The organism is Streptomyces sp. GLSS-08 (genome assembly GCF_056387915.1).
On sequence record NZ_JBWJAQ010000001.1, the window covers coordinates 1 to 15,847 of the forward strand.

Annotated in this window: 12 protein-coding genes and 1 pseudogene; 3 read left to right on the forward strand and 10 right to left on the reverse strand. The window is 73.6% G+C overall.

Going from position 1 to position 15,847, the window contains the following annotated elements:
• The first annotated feature begins 328 nt into the window (after positions 1 to 328).
• Both AC0ZLC_RS00005 and AC0ZLC_RS00010 read left to right on the forward strand, forming a co-directional pair.
• Entirely contained in the window at positions 329 to 1,150 is an 822-nt protein-coding gene (locus AC0ZLC_RS00005) for a class I SAM-dependent methyltransferase (RefSeq protein ID WP_476749724.1), read from the forward strand.
• A gap of 41 nt (positions 1,151 to 1,191) precedes the next feature.
• Positions 1,192 to 1,362: a hydrophobic protein gene (locus AC0ZLC_RS00010; RefSeq protein ID WP_476749725.1), complete on the forward strand. Its 171-nt coding sequence runs from the start codon at positions 1,192 to 1,194 to the stop codon at positions 1,360 to 1,362.
• 48 nt (positions 1,363 to 1,410) lie between these two features.
• Here the strand turns inward: AC0ZLC_RS00010 and AC0ZLC_RS00015 are convergent.
• Positions 1,411 to 1,491 (reverse strand): annotated as a pseudogene (locus AC0ZLC_RS00015) (gas vesicle protein K); the annotation flags it as partial.
• 87 nt (positions 1,492 to 1,578) lie between these two features.
• Between AC0ZLC_RS00015 and AC0ZLC_RS00020 the strand changes: the two are divergent.
• The gene (locus AC0ZLC_RS00020) at positions 1,579 to 1,929 is read left to right on the forward strand and encodes a VOC family protein (RefSeq protein ID WP_476749726.1); all 351 of its coding nucleotides are present in this window, start codon (positions 1,579 to 1,581) and stop codon (positions 1,927 to 1,929) included.
• A gap of 76 nt (positions 1,930 to 2,005) precedes the next feature.
• Here AC0ZLC_RS00020 and AC0ZLC_RS00025 read toward each other — a convergent pair whose 3' ends face one another.
• From AC0ZLC_RS00025 to AC0ZLC_RS00065, 9 genes are all read right to left on the reverse strand, one after another.
• Positions 2,006 to 3,988 (reverse strand): DUF5107 domain-containing protein, encoded by a 1,983-nt coding sequence (locus AC0ZLC_RS00025; RefSeq protein WP_476749727.1) that lies wholly within the window; start codon positions 3,986 to 3,988, stop codon positions 2,006 to 2,008.
• Between the two features lie 72 nt (positions 3,989 to 4,060).
• Complete coding sequence (locus AC0ZLC_RS00030; RefSeq protein ID WP_476749728.1) at positions 4,061 to 4,621, reverse strand: GNAT family N-acetyltransferase; 561 nt, start codon at positions 4,619 to 4,621, stop codon at positions 4,061 to 4,063.
• Between the two features lie 30 nt (positions 4,622 to 4,651).
• Positions 4,652 to 5,581 carry a S66 peptidase family protein gene (locus AC0ZLC_RS00035; RefSeq protein ID WP_476749729.1) on the reverse strand — a complete coding sequence of 310 codons (930 nt, stop codon included), beginning with the start codon at positions 5,579 to 5,581 and terminating at the stop codon, positions 4,652 to 4,654.
• A complete protein-coding gene (locus AC0ZLC_RS00040; protein ID WP_476749730.1) occupies positions 5,578 to 7,563 on the reverse strand; it encodes a prolyl oligopeptidase family serine peptidase in 1,986 nt (661 codons plus the stop codon). Before AC0ZLC_RS00040 ends, AC0ZLC_RS00035 begins: the two co-directional genes overlap by 4 nt.
• 13 nt (positions 7,564 to 7,576) lie before the next feature.
• A complete protein-coding gene (locus AC0ZLC_RS00045) occupies positions 7,577 to 8,926 on the reverse strand; it encodes a M20/M25/M40 family metallo-hydrolase (protein ID WP_476749731.1) in 1,350 nt (449 codons plus the stop codon).
• Entirely contained in the window at positions 8,919 to 9,752 is an 834-nt protein-coding gene (locus AC0ZLC_RS00050) for a M55 family metallopeptidase (RefSeq protein WP_476749732.1), read from the reverse strand. The genes AC0ZLC_RS00045 and AC0ZLC_RS00050 overlap by 8 nt, the downstream gene beginning before the upstream one ends.
• A gap of 55 nt (positions 9,753 to 9,807) precedes the next feature.
• Positions 9,808 to 10,539 carry a methyltransferase domain-containing protein gene (locus AC0ZLC_RS00055; RefSeq protein ID WP_476749733.1) on the reverse strand — a complete coding sequence of 244 codons (732 nt, stop codon included), beginning with the start codon at positions 10,537 to 10,539 and terminating at the stop codon, positions 9,808 to 9,810.
• A 142-nt stretch (positions 10,540 to 10,681) separates the two neighbouring features.
• Positions 10,682 to 13,153 (reverse strand): ATP-binding SpoIIE family protein phosphatase, encoded by a 2,472-nt coding sequence (locus AC0ZLC_RS00060; protein ID WP_476749734.1) that lies wholly within the window; start codon positions 13,151 to 13,153, stop codon positions 10,682 to 10,684.
• Positions 13,154 to 13,302: 149 nt separating this feature from the next.
• Positions 13,303 to 15,669, reverse strand: a complete 2,367-nt coding sequence (locus tag AC0ZLC_RS00065; RefSeq protein WP_476749735.1) for an MFS transporter — start codon at positions 15,667 to 15,669, stop codon at positions 13,303 to 13,305.
• Positions 15,670 to 15,847: the final 178 nt, after the last annotated feature.

A 15,847-nucleotide genomic window follows, 5' to 3' on the forward strand; every position in this document is an offset into this window, starting at 1 on the left:
GTCCCCGACGCTCCGCGTCGACTCCCTCCTCCGCCTTGCAGCTGCACGCGCCAGACCCCGCTCGGGTCGGTCAGGACGAACCGTCGGTCACAGCCGGCCTGATCCAAACGACAGGCCCTAGGGAGCAGGCACCTCGGACCCTGCCGGGCGCGCCCGGCAGGGTCCGAGGTGCCTGCCGGGTCCTCCGCCCCACCTCCGGACCCGACGACCCATCAGACCGCATGATGAGATAGAGATCTCACCATGCGGCACGGCGGCGGTACGGTGGCGCCCATCGCCCCGCGGAGCAGCGGCTCCGCGGGCCCGTACGCCGACAAGGGGAACGGTCATGCCGAAGCCGCAGGAGACCGCCGTCTACACGCACGGCCACCACGAGTCCGTACTGCGCTCCCACACCTGGCGCACCGCCGCCAACTCGGCCGGCTACCTCCTCGCCTCCCTGAAGCCCCACATGAAGGTGCTGGACGTCGGCTGCGGCCCGGGCACGATCACCGCCGACCTGGCGGCCCTGGTCCCCGAGGGCCGGGTCACGGGCGTCGACAGCGCTCCGGGGGTCCTGGACCGGGCCCGCGCCACGGCGGCGGAGCGCGGTCTCGGGAACGTGGACTTCGCGGTCGCCGACGTCCACGCACTGGACCACCCGGACGACACGTTCTGCGTGGTGCACGCCCACCAGGTCCTCCAGCACGTCGGCGACCCGGTGCGGGCGCTGCGCGAGATGCACCGGGTCACCCGGCCGGGCGGGCTCGTCGCGGTCCGGGACTCGGACTACTCGGCGATGACCTGGTATCCGATGTCCGCCGGCATGGACGACTGGCTGGACCTGTATCTGCGGGTGGCCCGCGCCAACGGCGGGGAGCCGGACGCGGGCCGCCGGCTCAGGTCCTGGGCGCTGCGGGCCGGGTTCACCGACGTCACGGCCACCTCGAGCACCTGGACCTTCGCCACCGCGGACGAGCGCCGGTGGTGGAGCGGCCTGTGGGCCGACCGCACCCTCGCATCGGCGTACGCGGAGCGGGCCACGGAGGGTGGCCACGCGACCGCGGAGCAGTTGCGCGCGGTGTCCGGGGCGTGGCGCGCGTGGGGCGAACGGGAGGACGGCTGGTTCGCCGTCCTGCACGGCGAAATTCTCTGCCGCAAAGACGCTTGATTCGCCCATTTCGGGAACTCGCACGGCAGGAGGTTCACATCATGGTTCCCATCCTTCTGATTCTGCTTCTGGTGCTGATTCTCTTCGGCGCCGGATTCGCGTTGCATGTTCTCTGGTGGATCGCCCTGGTGGTGCTGGTGCTGTGGCTCCTGGGGTTCCTGGTACGCGGCACGAACGCTTCGGGAGGCCGGGGCCGCTGGTATCGCTGGTAGCCCCGTTCCCGACGCAGGTCCCGGACCGCTGCCGCTCCCGGAGAGCCACTCCCTCGGCAGCAGCGGTCCGGGCGGCCCGAGGTCCGGTTGCAGGTCCTCGGGCTTCAGCCCGTAGCGGTGGCGCGGTTCGCAGCACGGCGGCCGGCCGCGCGGGACGGGAGCGGGATCCGCGGGAAACGATCTCGCTCGCGGTCCGCCCCGACTAGGCTCGGACGCATGGAGATTCTGGGAGCCACGCTGCGTGTCTGCGTCGACGACCTGGAGGCTTCGGTCCCCTTCTACGAGAGACTCGCGGGCGGCCGTGCCCTGCGCTCCGAGCGCGGCGGCGTCTCGGTCGCCGCGGTCGGCTGCTTCCTGCTGATGAGCGGACCGGAGGCCGAGCTGGAGATCCTGCGCAAGGTGGCCGCCACCATCGCCGTCACGGACGTCGAGGAGGCGAGCCGGGTGCTCAGCGAATCCGGTGCCCGTGTCCTCGCGGGACCAATCGCGACCCCGGTCGGGCGCAACCTGATCGCGATGCATCCGGACGGCACGGTCTACGAGTACGTGGACCGGCACGGCGACTGACCGGCCGGAACCTGGCGGAAGACCCGGGGCCCGCCGGGCGGGGCCGGGACGGCGGGACCGGGGCGGCGGCCGGCGCTCACTCTGCCGGCGGCCTCATCCGGAAGTCGTACCGCGCCGGCAGCGGCTCGTCGGTGAGCCGGGCCCACAACTCACCGATCGCCTCCGCCCCCTCCCGCAGGTCCGCCACCTCGAACCCCTCGTCGAAGACGGCCCGCGCGCCCGCGCGGTCTCCCTCGGACAGCAGCAGCCGCGCCTCGATCAGCCGGAACCGCCCGCGCTCACGGGTCGCCCCCGGCAGCCGCTCCCACACGGCACGCGCGTCCGCCGTCCGCCGCACCGCGAGCAGCGCCTCGAGCGCCTCACGCCCGAGCGCCGCCGTGGCCGCCGTGGCCGCCGTCCAGGCCTCCCCGTCGTCGCGGCGTTCCCGGCACAGGTCCTCGAAGGCCTCCGAGTACCGGTCGGCGGCCCGCTCGTGGTGCCCCGCCACCCGGTCGGCGACGGCGAGGCAGCGCAGCAACGGCCAGCCGGACGGGGCGAGTGCGAGCCCTCGCTCCCAGCTGCGCACGGCCTGCGCGAGATCCCCCGCGTGCCACTGGGCGACCCCGAGGTGGTACTCGGTGAGCGGCCGGGCGGGTGCCGTCTCCAGCATGTCCCGCCAGGGGCGTGCGACGAGCGTCTCGCCGGGCGGCCCGGCCCGGCGCGGCTCCGGAAAGGACCCGGACCTGAGCAGCTCGGCCCACGGCGCCTGGGCATCGCCCAGGGTGCTCTCCTCGAAGGGCGTACCCGGCAGCTTCCAGGAGGCGCGCAGCACTTCGAGGGCGCCCCAGCCGGATCCCACGGCCAGGACCTCGCCGGGTTCGGCGTCGGCGTACGGCAGCCAGGCCGCGTACGCCGCGTCGACGTCGGCGCGCGGGAGGGCGGCCTGCAGCCGGGCCTCGGTCTCGGCCAGGGCCGCGTCCCAGTCCGCTCCGTGCACGGCCCCGGCGTCGGCGCTGAGCGGCCCGTACGCCTCCAGCCAGGACACCTCGCTCTCCGCGTCCAGCCGGACGTGCTCCAGCTGGGTGCGGGCGAGGCCGGCCTGGATCTCGCAGTAGCCGCCGGTGCCGGGTTCGGTCAGCCATTCCTGCCAGCGGCGCCCGCCGGTGCCGGAGCCCCAGACGAAGAGTTTGCGGCCGCGCAGGACGTCGGTGGACGTCTGCGCCAGTCCGTGCCCCTCCTCGTCGAGGGCGGCGATCCACCGGCGCCGCCCGTCGGGGACCTCGTGGAAGTAGTCGGCGGGGAAGGTGCTGTTGAGGGGGTACGTGCGGTCGACGCCGTCGTGTGCGGGGACGGGCACGCGGCGCAGCCGTCGCTCGTAGCCGAAGTGCCAGGCCTCCTGGGCCGGGGCGAGGACCCGGCGCTCCTCGGGTACCGCGATGTTGGACCACCAGTAGGTGGGCGCCGGCTTCTCCTGCGGGTTGCGGACGCGGACGCCGACGTACAGGAATTCGGAGTCCCGCGGCAGCCACAGGTCGACCTGGAACGGCAGGTCGCGCAGTCGTTCCCACTCCCAGAGGCGCAGCATCTCCCCGCCGTCGGGGGCGGGGACGCGGGCGGCGTGCAGCGGCGAGCAGGACAGGGTGGTGTGACCCGTCGCGCCGATGTTCCATTCGATGCCGCCGGAGAACCAGGCGCCGTTCAGGGCGAAGCAGGCGGGCTGGAACACCGGGTTGCGGTACAGGAGTTCGCGCCCCGAGGGCTTGTGGAACAGGGAGGCGATCCGGCCTCCGAGGCCGGGCAGTACGACGGCCCGCAGCCGGTCGTTCTCGATCACGAGGGTGTCGATCGCGCGTGGTGCGCGCGTTCTGCCGTACCCGTCCCTGATGCGCTCGGGCAGGACGCCGCGCAGCGGTTCGTAGCCGATCTGCCGGGCCATCTCCCGGGGCAGGCCCGCTCGGTCCCGTTCCCCGACGCGGTGCACCTCGTCGAGCGTGCACAGCGGGGGCAGCGGGTTGTCCGGGCCCAACCCGGCCGCGGGGAGCGTCATCACGTCACGTCGGATCGTCGTCACGATGACCATGGAACAGCGTCCTGGCGCGGCTGCCCAGGGGATTCGCCGGTCAGGATTGCGCAAAGGCGCCCGTCGGCCGGGTCACCCTCGCGCGGGCGTCCCGCGGGTCATCTCCGCGGTGAGCGCCCACCGTTCGTGGTCGCGCCAGGCACCGTCGATGTACAGGAAGTCCGGTGAGAAGCCCTCCAGCCGGAAGCCGCTGCGCCGGGCGAGCGCGATGGACGCGGTGTTCCCCGGCTGCACGTTGATCTCCAGCCGGTGCAGTCCCATGGGGCCGAACGCGTGGGACACGACGAGGGCGAGCCCCTCGCTCATCAGTCCCCGCCCGGCGGCGTGCGCGAAGGCGCCGTAGCCGAGCGCCCCGCTGAGGAAGGCGCCCTCGACGATGTTGTTGATGTTGATGAACCCGGCGACGGCACCGGTGTCGCGCTCGCAGACCAGGAACCCGGCCCTGGTGGGGTCCCCGGTCAGCCGCCGGGCGTAGGCGGCGTACCCTTCGGCGCTGGTCGGCGGGAACAGCCACGGGTGGTGCAGGTCCTTGCTCTCCCGCGCCCGCGCGGTGAACTCGGCGCCGTCGTCCGCGGTGCAGTGCCGGATGCCCACCCGGGCGCCCTCGGCAAGGTGGCCGGTGTTCTCAGGCATCCGGCCACAGTACGCGAGCGGACGGATCCTTCAGGCCAGGGCGGGTTCCTCCAGCGTCAGCGTGCCCGCCGCCGCGTCCAGCTCGGCGGCCGCGCCGAAGGGGATCGTCAGCGCGCCCTCGCCGTGGCCGAAGCCGAACCCGTCCACCACCGGCACCCCGAGGCCGCCGAGCCGGTCGGTCAGCAGGGGCCGCACCTCGGAGGCGGGTGAGCAGTCCGCCCACGAGCCGAGCAGGATGCCGGCGACGCCGTCCAACCACCCGGCGTGCAGCAGCTGGGTCAGATACCGGTCCAGCCGGTACGTCTCCTCGCCCACGTCCTCCAGGCAGACCAGGCCGCCGCGTGCGGACGGCCGGGCGTACGGGGTGCCGAGGCCCGCGGCGAGCAGGCTCAGGCAGCCGCCGAGCAGCACGCCCTGGGCCCGCCCAGGGACGAGGGCGGCGCCCCGGCCCGGTGCGGCGATGGTGCGGACCGTCTCCGGCTCGAAGAGCGTCGCCCGCAGATGCTCCCGCGCCCGCGCGTTCTCGAGGAGGTCCAGACCGGCGACCATGGGGCCGTGCAGGGTGGCCAGACCCATGCGGGCCGCGAAGGCCTCGTGGAGGGCGGTGATGTCGCTGAACCCGAGGAAGACCTTGGGGCCGGCCGCCGCGATCGCCGTCCAGTCGAGCAGGTCGGCCATGCGCTGGGCACCGTACCCGCCGCGGGCGCACAGCACCGCGTCCACGCCGGGGTCGCACCAGGCGGCCTGGAAGTCGGCGGCCCGATCGGCGTCCGTACCCGCGAGGTAACCGAACTCGGCGTGCCGGTCCAGGGCGTGGGGGGCGACGACGGGGTCGAGGCCCCAGCCCCGCAGCAGGTCGAGGCCCGCCTCCAGGCGCTCCTCGGGGACCGGGCCGCTGGGCGCGACGACGGCCACCCGGGCCCCCGGGGCGAGGCGGGCGGGCCGGATCAGGGGCTTCACGTGATGAGCTCCAGGGTGGGGACACCCGGTGGGTTCAGGCCGAAGACCTGGGCGTACAGGGACAGTTCGGACTCCAGGACCCGCACCGTCGTGTCCGCTCGCCGGAAGCCGTGCCCCTCGCCCTCGAAGGCGATGTAGGCGTGGGCGACACGTCGGCCCGCCTCCTGGATTCCGGCGAGGAACCGCTCGCACTGGGCGGGCGGGCAGATGACGTCGTCCAGGCCCTGGAGCAGGAGGAAGGGCGCGGTGACGCGGTCGGCGTGCTCGACGGGCGAGCGCTGCGCGTACCGGCCCGGCACCTCGGCGAGCGGCCCGACCAGCGTCTCCAGGTACTGCGATTCGAAGTCGTGGGTTTCCCCCGACCCCCAGCCCGCGAGGTCGAGGACCGGGTAGAGGATCGTGCCGCAGGCGTAGATGTCGGTGGCGGCGAGCGAGACGGCGGCGGTCCAGCCGCCCGCGCTGCCGCCGCGGACGGCCAGCCGGCCGCGGTCCGCGGTGCCCTCCTCGGCGAGCGCGAGAGCGACGGCCGCGCAGTCCTCGACGTCGACCACGCCCCACTGCTCGCGCAGCCGGTTGCGGTACTCCCGGCCGTGACCGGTCGATCCTCCGTAGTTGACCTCGGCGACCCCGATGCCGCGCGAGGTGAAGTAGGCGATCTCCAGGTCCAGGACCAGGGGCGCGCGGCTGGTCGGACCGCCGTGCACCCACACCACGTACGGCGGCAGTTCCTCGCCCGGTGCGACGTGGCCGGGGTGGTGGGGCGGGTAGATGTGCGCGTGGATCTCGCGGCCCGCGGGACCGGTGAAGGTGCGGATCTGCGGCTCGGGGTAGTACGCAGGGTCGACCGGATCGTCGTGCGGGGCGCCGATCACCCGGGCGCGGCCGGTACGGGCGTCCAGCTCGACGACCTCGTGGGCGCTGCGCGGGCTGGCCCCGACGCCGACGACGCGGGTGCCGTGCGCGGCGAGCATCGGCGCGAACTCTGTCCAGGGGCCCGCCGCGTCGACCACCTCGCCGGTCTCCGGGTCGAGTATCCCGAGAGCGGTGGCGCCCCGGCCGTGCACGACGGCGATCAGCCCGCCCTCCAGCGGCGCGAACCAGCGCTGCCCGATGCGCCACAGCGGCCCGCCGAACTCCTCCTCTCGGGGACAGAGCGCCTTCTCCTCGCCGGTGGGTGCGACCCGGTACAGGTTCCACCAGCCGGTGCGGTCGCTGGAGTACAGCAGGCTGCCGTCGCCGGCCCAGTCAACCTGGGCGACGGACTCCTCGGGGCCGCCGGCCACGGCCCGTGCCCCGGACAGCGTCCCGTCGTCGGTGACGTCCGCGACGAGCAGCTCCGTCCCGTCCCACGGCATGCGCGGGTGGTCCCAGGCGAGCCAGGCCGCGCGCCGCCCGTCGGGCGACAGGCGGGGGCCGGTGACGAACCGGTGCTCGCCGGCGGTCAGTTCGCGTACCGCGTCGCGGTCCCGGGCGGCCGAGCCGTCCAGCGGCACCGCGGCCACCACCCGCCGCACGTCCGCGGGCGATTCCCCGGTGAACTCCTCCAGGACGCACCAGACCTCGCCCCGCTCGGGCCGCACCTGCGGGTCGACCCAGCGCAGTCCGCCGCCCACGGACGACACCGGCGTCAGCGGAACCGGCTCGCCGCCCGGGGTGTCCGGCTCGTAGCGGTACAGCCGCTGGTCGGCGAAGTCGACGAAGACGACCAGCGGCCCCTCGGGGCGCCCGAGTCCGGTCCAGGGCAGGCCGCCGTACTCGATGACGCGGCTGCGCACGTTCCACGGGGCGGGCAGCACGGACTGCTCCGTGCCGTCCGCCGTGCGGCGGACGAGCGTGCGCCGGCCGCCCTCGGCGGGCCGCGGTTCCGTCCACCAGGCCTCCTCGCCGACGAAGCCCACGAACTCGGGCCGCCCGTCGTGCGCGGCGGCGAGCGCCGCGTCGATGGGCGACGGCCACGCGCCGTACGCCAGGGTCTGCACCATGTCCCCCACTTCGTCAGGCCGTTCGCAGAAAGCGGTCGAGGACGCGCACGCCGAAGTGCAGCGCCTCGACCGGGACACGCTCGTCGACGCCGTGGAAGAGGGCCTGGTGGTCGAAGCCCTCCGGCAGCTTCAGCGGCGTGAACCCGTATCCCGTGATGCCCAGGCGCGAGAACTGCTTGGCGTCCGTGCCCCCGGACATGCAGTACGGCACCACATGTCCTTCGGGCGCGAACTCCTCGACGGCGGCCCGCATCCGCGCGTACGTCGCCGAGTCCACCGGCGCCTGGAGGGCCACCTCGCGGTGGTGGAACTCCCACTCCACGTCGGGTCCGGTGAGCCGGTCAAGGGTGCTGCGGAACTCTTCCTCGCCGCCCGGCAGGAAGCGGCCGTCCACGTGGGCCACGGCCTCGCCCGGGATGACGTTGACCTTGTAGCCGGCGGACAGCATCGTCGGGTTGGCGCTGTTGCGGACGGTGGCCTCGACGAGGGCGGCGGCCGGGCCCAGTTTCTCCAGCAGGGTGTCGACGTCCTCCAGGTCGCTGTCGACTCCGTACAGGGCCGCGAGCTCGGTCAGGGAGGCGCGCACGGTCGGTGTGAGCCGCGATGGCCATTCGTGGGCCCCGATGCGGGTGATCGCGGCGGCGAGCCGCGTGATCGCGTTGCTGTCGTTCACCTTGGAGCCGTGGCCGGCCCGGCCGCGCGCGGTCAGTCTGAGCCATCCCGTGCCGCGCTCGCCCGCGGCGATCGGGTAGAGCTGCCGGCCGCCGCCGTCGTGGAAGGTGAACGCCCCCGACTCGCTGATGCCCTCGGTGCAGCCCTCGAAGAGTCCGGGGTGCCGGTCGGCGAGGAACCCGGAGCCGTCCTCGGCGCTCGCCTCCTCGTCGGCGGTGAACGCGACCACCAGGTCGCGCCGGGGCCGCACCCCGTGCCTGGCCCACTGCCGGACGACCGCGAGGATCATCGCGTCCATGTTCTTCATGTCGACCGCGCCCCGGCCCCAGACGACCCCGTCCCGGATCTCGCCGGAGAAGGGGTGCACGCTCCAGTCCTCGGCCTGCGCGGGCACCACGTCCAGATGACCGTGCACCAGCAGCGCGTCGGCGGAGGGGTCGGTGCCCTCGATGCGGGCGACGACGTTCGTACGGCCCTCGGTGCGCTCCAGGAGGGCGGGCTCGAGACCCGCCTCGGCGAGCAGCGCGGCGGCGTACTCGGCGGCGGGGCGCTCCCGGCAGTCACCGCCGCCCCGGTTGGTGGTGTCGATGCGGATGAGGTCGGAGGTGAACCCGACGACCTCGTCGAGCGCACGCGCGTCGACCTGCCCGGCGCGCTCCACGCCGGCTTCTCCTGGCACTCGCTCAGCCATACTGCTCCTCCACCGCGGCGGAGACGATCGTGGTGACCGCCTTGAACGTGCGGATGCCCTCGTACATCGTCCCGCTGGTGTACTCCGCCCTCCGCTCGCCGGTGCGCGCCACACCGGGCACGACGGTGGCGGCCATCGCCAGATGCTCGGCGTCGAACTCCAGCGCCACGGTGAACGGCTCACCGACGACGGGTTCGTGCCGCACGGCCAGGGCCGCCGCTTCCTTGGCCGCCGCGCGGATGTCGGCCGCCGTGCGGGCCGGGGTGCGGCACACCGCCGCGTACCGCGACACGTGGTCCTTGACGGCGACCTTCAGCGCGCCCGGCGCGTACCCGAGGGCGTCTTCGCAGGCCACGTCGTCGCCGGTGACCAGCACGACCGGCACCCCGTACTCGGCGACGACGTGGGCGTTGAGCAGGCCCTCGCTGGCCCGGACGCCGTTCACCCACACCCCGGTGACCGAGTTGGCGAGGTAGGTGTGCGCGAGGACGCCTTCCATCCCGGCACCGGCGTGATAGCCGACGAAGGCGATGCCGTCCACGTCGCCGTGCTGCACGCCCTCGACCATGGACAGCGACTTGTGCCGGCCGGTGAGCATCTGCGCCCGCTCGTCCAGCCGCTCCAGGAGCAGATTCCGCATCGTCCAGTGAGCCTCGTTGACCAGCACCTCGTCGGCGCCGCCGTCGAAGAAGCCGAGGACGGCGGCGTTCACGTCCGAGGTGAACATCGCGCGGCAGCGCTCCCACTGCGGGGTGCCCGGCAGCACGTCGGCCGGCCAGGTCACTCCCGTGGCGCCCTCCATGTCGGCGCTGATGAGGATCTTCATGCCTCGAAACCGTACGCGCATCCGCCGAGCGGCGAACAGGCCTGTGGACAACTCCTCACTCGTCCGCGCCACGCCCCGCCAGCACGAACCAGCGCGCGGGGAGGTCGATGCGGGTGCCGTCCGCCATGTATTCCGTCTGGGGCAGCGTCGTGTCGCCGTCGGCGAGGATCTCCAGTCCGGCCTCCCGCAGCAGCCGCGGCACCTCGTCGTCCGACGCGTCGGCCGGCTTCAGTCCGTGGTGGAAGACCCGGCGCAGCTTGGGCGGGGGCCCGTCCGGGGCGGCCGCGGCCTGCTGGAGCACCTGCCGGGAGGCCGCGGTGAGCTCCACGACGAAGGCCCGCCCCTCGGTCCCTATGAGCTCGGCGACGGCGGCGGCCACCGCGGCCCGGGCCCCGGGTTCGCTCTGGTGGATGACGGCGCGCATGTAGGCGTGCGTGTCGCCGAGCCGGGCGTGCAGGGCGCGTACCGCATCGGTGTCCGTCAGGTCGAGCTGCTGGAACTCCACGCCGCCGCCCTCGCCGGCGCGCCGGGCGTGGTCGACGGCGGCGTGGGACAGGTCGACGCCGACGGCGCGCGCGAACCGGGTGGCGAGGTAGCGCGTCTGCGTGCCGTTGCCGCAGCCGAGGTCGACTATGGTGCGCCCGGTGTCCGCGTGCGGCAGGAGCAGCTCGCTGTGCGGCACGGAGGTCAGTGCCGGGGCGGAGTCCCAGATCGCCTCACCGGGCGCATCGGAAGTCTCCCGCCAGTAACTCTCCCAGGCGTTGCGGTAGTTGTCCGACACGTTCATGCGCGCTCCCCAGGGTGGACGTCATGATCGGAGTATCGCGACGACCGGGTGCGGGGCAAGGGGGGAGCCTGTTTCCTTCACCGTAAATTCGAGCCCGCGCGCGTCGGAAGGGCTCTCAAAGGCCCGACGCGCCCCTGGGGTGTCAGCGGTGACGCGGTCCGGACGTCAGTGCCTGCTCGAACCAGACCGTCTTGCGGTGTCCGGAGGCGCTCGCGCCCCACTCCCGGGCCAGGCGGCTGACCACCCGCAGGCCCCGGCCGGCCTCGTCCTCGAGGCCCGCGGTCATGAAGTCGGGCAGGGTCGGCTCGTCGTCGGTGACCTCGCACAGCAGCGCGTCGGTGCGGACCAGCCGCAACTCGATCGCGTCGCCCTCGCCGTGCCGTACGGCGTTGGTGACGACCTCGCTGACCAGCAGCTCAGCGGTCTCCACCGCGTCGGCGAGTCCCCAGGCGGTCAGTCGGTCGCGGACCAGCCGCCGGGCACGGGCCACCTCGCGGGGGCTGCGCGGCAGCTGCCATTCTGCGACGTGGTCGTCCGGGATGCCGTTGAGCCGGGCCATGAGCAGTGCCACGTCGTCCTTGCGTTCGCCGTGGGTGTTCAGCGCGCGGATGATCGTGTCGCAGGCGTCGTCCATCGAGGCGGCCGGGTGGGCCGCGGACTCGCAGAGCGCGGCGAGACCCTCGCCGATGTCGGCGCCCCGCACCTCCACCAGACCGTCGGTGCACAGCACCAGCCGGTCGCCGGGCGAGACGCGGACGACCGCGGTCTCGAAGGGGACCCCGCCCACCCCCACGGGCGCGCCGGTCGGCAGGTCGAGCAGTTCGCTGCGGCCGTTCGCGGCGCGCACCACGACGGGCGGGATGTGACCGGCGTTGGAGAGCTGCAGTTCGCCGCGGATCGGGTCGTAGACCGCGTACAGGCAGGTCGCGAGGTAGTTCTCGCCGAGCCGCCGGGCCAGGTCGTCGAGGCCGCGCAGCAGTTGGGCGGGCGGCGTCCCCATCGTGGCCATGGTCTGCACGGCGGTGCGCAACTGGCCCATCATCGCGGCCGAGTTGAGTCCGTGGCCCATGACGTCGCCGACCACCAGCGCGGTGCGTGAGCCGGGGAGTTTGATGGTGTCGAACCAGTCGCCGCCGACCCGGCCGAGGCGGGTGCCGGGCAGATAGCGCGTCGCGATGTCGCAACCCGCCATGCGCGGCGCGACCTGCGGCAGCATGCTGTCCTGGAGCGTGTCGGCGACGTTCTCCTGGTAGGTGTACATGCGGGCGTTGTCGAGCACGAGCCCGGCCCTGGCGGCGAGTTCGGCGCCCGTGGTGCGGTCCATGTCGTCGAACGCCTCGCGGTCCGCGCGCCGCATCAGCACCATGAAGCCGAGTACCACGTTGCGTGCCTTGAGCGGGACGATGAGCAGGGAGCGGCCGGTGATGAGGGGCCGCAGGTCCCGCTTCTCGAACTCCCCCGCGATGCGGTTCCCCAGCTGCTCGTCGATGCGCGGGATGAGCACGGGTTCCCCGGTGACCATGCACCGGAAGAACGGGGTGTGTTCGGGGAAGGCGATCGCCTCGCCGACCGGCACGGTGTCGTCCCAGCGCCCGGGCTCGTCGTTGTGCTCGACCCAGACGCGGTGCCACACGGTCGTCACGTCGGGCGGGCCGTCCGGGAATCCCTCGCCCGCGAGGACGGCGGCGCGCAGGTGCGTGCCGGCGAAGTCCGCGAAGCGGGGCACGGCGGCGCTGGTGACCTCGCGGATGGTCTCGCCGAGGTCGAGCGAGGAGCCGATGCCGGTGCTGACCTCGTTCAGGAATTCCAGCCGCTCGCGGACGGCGGCGTACTCCAGGTCGTGCTCGGCTCCGGACGGCACGGGACGGGGTACGGAGATCTCGGTCCCGGCTGTGGCCCGCTGCCTGCCCGCCCGGCGCGGCACACCCCAGTCGGGGGTCACCGGCACCCGCTCGTACTGGCTGAACTCCAGGACCGGATAGCCGAGTTCGAGGACCTGCGCCACGATGCGGCCGCTCAGCTCGGGGCCCATGTTCGGCAGGACCTCGGGCAGCCGCTTGGCGAGGTCGTCCGGTGCGGGGAGTTCGGTGTACGGCGCGAAGCCCGGGGCGATGCGCTCGACGACCTCGTCGTCGTAGCCGCGCTCGGCCTGGAGGCGTTGCGCGTCCGCCGCGAGCACCAGGAGCCGGGCGGAGCCAGGGCCGACCAGCGGGTAGCCCCACCAGAGGATGTCGAGCCGCTCACCGTCCGGTCCGGGGAGCCGGGCGCGGCCCGCCGCCGGGTAGGAGCTGCGGCCGCCGAGCGAGGCCTCCAGGTCGGGGCCCAGCCCGTCGTAGACCTCGTACGGTCCGTACGCGTCGGTCAGCGGTTCGGGGTCGAGGGCGTCGGGGAGGGCGCCGGAGACGGGCAGCAGGTCGGCGGCGGGGCGCCCGAGCGCGTCCTCTCGGGTGGCGCCGAACAGGCGCCGCGCGCCCGTGCTCCAGTGGGAGACCAGGCCGTCGCGGTCGACGACGACCACGGCCAGCGGGATGCGCCCCGCGGTGGCGTACCCCGCCGCGGGGTCCTCCCCGGTTCCCGCTCCGGGATGTGCGCCCACTTCCGTGCCACGGTCCATGGCCAGGCCCTTTCTCCCCACGGATCCGCAAGATCTGCGTCGTCGTCACCACGGTACGGCGGCGGCCGCTCGGGATGTGCGCCAACGCTCGAATTGACATCATCGGGGGCGGCTCCGGCGCGGACGGGCCGGAGCGGACCGCCAACGGGTCAGTCCTCGTGCCCCAGTTGGAGGTCGCGTTCCGTCCTGCCGCCCCCGGCCATCCGGAGCACCGTGGCCACCGGCGGATACCCGGCCGCGATCACGGTGTACTCGCCCGAGGACAGGTCGACGAACCGGAACGTGCCGTCGCCGCCGGTGGTGAGCGTGTCCACGACGTTGCCGGCGGCGTCGAGGAGCGTCACGCGCGCGTCCTCCACGGGGCGCCCGCCGCCGGCCCGCACGGTTCCGCGCAGGACGGCTCCGCCCGCGAGTTCGACGTCCTGACGGGTCTCGCGCGCGGCCTGCACGGTGACGGGGAGCGCGGCCGGGCGGAACGCGGGCGCACTGGCGGCCAGGGTGTACTCCCCGGCGACCAGCTCGGCGATGACGTAGCCGCCCTCGGGTCCGCTGCGGGTGGTGGCCACCACCTCCCCCTGGACGTTCGTGAGCGTGACGATGGCGTCGCGCACCGGCGTGCCGTCCGCGGTGAGCACGCCGCCGGCCAGCCGCCCGGCGCCGCCGAGCACCACGTCCAGTTCCACCGGGCGTTCACCCACGGTCACCGAGACCGCCTGCGGCTGGTGGCCGCCGGCCGCGGCGATCAGGACGTACGACCCGGTGCCCGGCGTGGACAGCGCGTACCGCCCGTCCTCGCCGCTGGCGCCCCGTCCGACCTGCCGGCCCGCGACGTCGATGAGGGTGAGCGCGGCCCGCGGCACGACGGTGCCGTCGTGGTGCTGCACCCTGCCGCACAGCGGGACCCCGGCGGCGTGCGTCCGCGACTGCGGGACCTGGGCGAGGGAGGCGGGGGCGTTGTGGGACACCAGCGGTTTCTCCTTGAGGAAGAAGGCGATCAGCAGGCCCAGGACGAGCACCGGCACCAGGTAGAGGAAGATCCGGGGCATCGCGTCGGCGTACGCCCGGATGTAGTCGTCGCGCAGCGCGGCGGGCATCGCGTGGACGAGCTGGGGGGTGATGGACTCGGGGTCCGGGCCGCCGGCCGGCGCGGGGAGACGTTCGGCCAGCGCGTCGGCGAGCCGGTTCGCGAAGAGGGTGCCGAACACGGCGGCGCCGACGCTGCCGCCGATCTGCCGGAAGTAGTTGTTGGCGCTGGTGGCGGTGCCGAGGTCGGCGGGGCGCACGGAGTTCTGCACGGCGAGGATCAGGACGGGCATCACCATGCCGATGCCGGTGCCGAGGACGGCCATCCAGATGCTGTAGTGCAGCCGGGGCGTGTCGGTCTCCAGCCGCGACAGGAGCCACATGCCGACTGCGGACAGGGCGCTGCCGAGCACGGGGTAGATCCGGTAGCGGCCCGTGCGGCTGATCAACTGGCCGGAGATCACGGAGGCGCCGACGATGCCGCCCATCATGGGGAGCATGAGCAGACCCGACCCGGTCGCGGAGGCGCCTTCGACCATCTGCAGGTATGTCGGCAGGTAGCTGGCCGCGCCGAACAGCGCGATGCCGATGACCAGTCCCACGACGGCGGTGACGTTGAATACGCCGTCCCTGAACAGCCGCAGCGGGATGAGGGGTTCGGGCGCGAAGTGCTCGGTGACCAGGAAGAGCGCCGTCGCGGCGACGGCTCCGGCGCCGAGCCCGAGGATGACCCGGGAGTCCCAGGCGTACTCGGTGCCGCCCCAGCTGGTCAGCAGGACCAGGCAGGTCGAGGCGGCGGCGAGCAGCAGGGTCCCGAGGACGTCGAGACGCGCCCTGGCGGTGGGCTTCGGGAGCCTCAGCACGACGGTGACGACGGCGAGGGTCAGCAGGCCGAAGGGGACGTTGATGTAGAAGCACCAACGCCAGGACAGGTGGTCCGTGAAGTAGCCGCCCAGCAGGGGCCCGGCGACCGAGGCGAGGCCGAAGGCGGCGCCGATCAGTCCCATGTAGCGGCCGCGTTCGCGGGGCGGCACGATGTCCGCGATGATCGCCTGCACGCCGATCAGGAGGCCGCCCGCGCCGACGCCCTGGACGGCGCGGAAGGCGATCAGCTGGTCCATGCTCTGCGCCCGGCCGGCCAGCGCGGAGCCGACGACGAAGACGACGATGGCGAACTGGAAGACGCCCTTGCGCCCGACGAGATCACCGAGTTTGCCGTAGACGGGCAGCCCGACGGTCGAGGTGAGGAGGTATGCGGTGATCGCCCAGGACATCTTGTCCAGGCCGTGCAGCTCGCCGACGATCCTGGGGAGCGCGGTGGCGACGATCATCTGCTCCAGCGCCGCGAGGAGCAGCGCGAGCATGAGCCCGACGAACACCATGCGGATCCGGCGGGGGCTGAGGCCCGTCGTGCCGGGGGTGGGTGCCCGGGGCGGCGCGTCGACGACGGGAGCCGCCTCCCGCTCGGTCTCCACCAGCGTCGTCCCGCCCACGTACCGCTCCCCTCGTCGCGTCTGCGCAGCCCATTTCTCGCATTACGCGACAACTGGGAGCAAGTACGACGAGTCGCCCCTCAAATAGCCCGAAAGGGCGTAACCGCCGGTCGGAGCCCTGGGGCGGACGGGGAAGCCGTGCGGAGAACCACTCGAAACGGTGAGTGCGAGCGGGACC

Bases quoted from the DNA above. Each gene is read 5' to 3' on its own strand.
- AC0ZLC_RS00005 (WP_476749724.1), top strand. From the start codon at position 329: ATGCCGAAGCCGCAGGAGACCGCCGTCTACACGCACGGCCACCACGAG.
- AC0ZLC_RS00010 (WP_476749725.1), top strand. From the start codon at position 1,192: ATGGTTCCCATCCTTCTGATTCTGCTTCTGGTGCTGATTCTCTTCGGC.
- AC0ZLC_RS00020 (WP_476749726.1), top strand. From the start codon at position 1,579: ATGGAGATTCTGGGAGCCACGCTGCGTGTCTGCGTCGACGACCTGGAG.
- AC0ZLC_RS00025 (WP_476749727.1), bottom strand. From the start codon at position 3,988: ATGGTCATCGTGACGACGATCCGACGTGACGTGATGACGCTCCCCGCG.
- AC0ZLC_RS00030 (WP_476749728.1), bottom strand. From the start codon at position 4,621: ATGCCTGAGAACACCGGCCACCTTGCCGAGGGCGCCCGGGTGGGCATC.
- AC0ZLC_RS00040 (WP_476749730.1), bottom strand. From the start codon at position 7,563: ATGGTGCAGACCCTGGCGTACGGCGCGTGGCCGTCGCCCATCGACGCG.
- AC0ZLC_RS00045 (WP_476749731.1), bottom strand. From the start codon at position 8,926: ATGGCTGAGCGAGTGCCAGGAGAAGCCGGCGTGGAGCGCGCCGGGCAG.
- AC0ZLC_RS00050 (WP_476749732.1), bottom strand. From the start codon at position 9,752: ATGAAGATCCTCATCAGCGCCGACATGGAGGGCGCCACGGGAGTGACC.
- AC0ZLC_RS00055 (WP_476749733.1), bottom strand. From the start codon at position 10,539: ATGAACGTGTCGGACAACTACCGCAACGCCTGGGAGAGTTACTGGCGG.
- AC0ZLC_RS00060 (WP_476749734.1), bottom strand. From the start codon at position 13,153: ATGGACCGTGGCACGGAAGTGGGCGCACATCCCGGAGCGGGAACCGGG.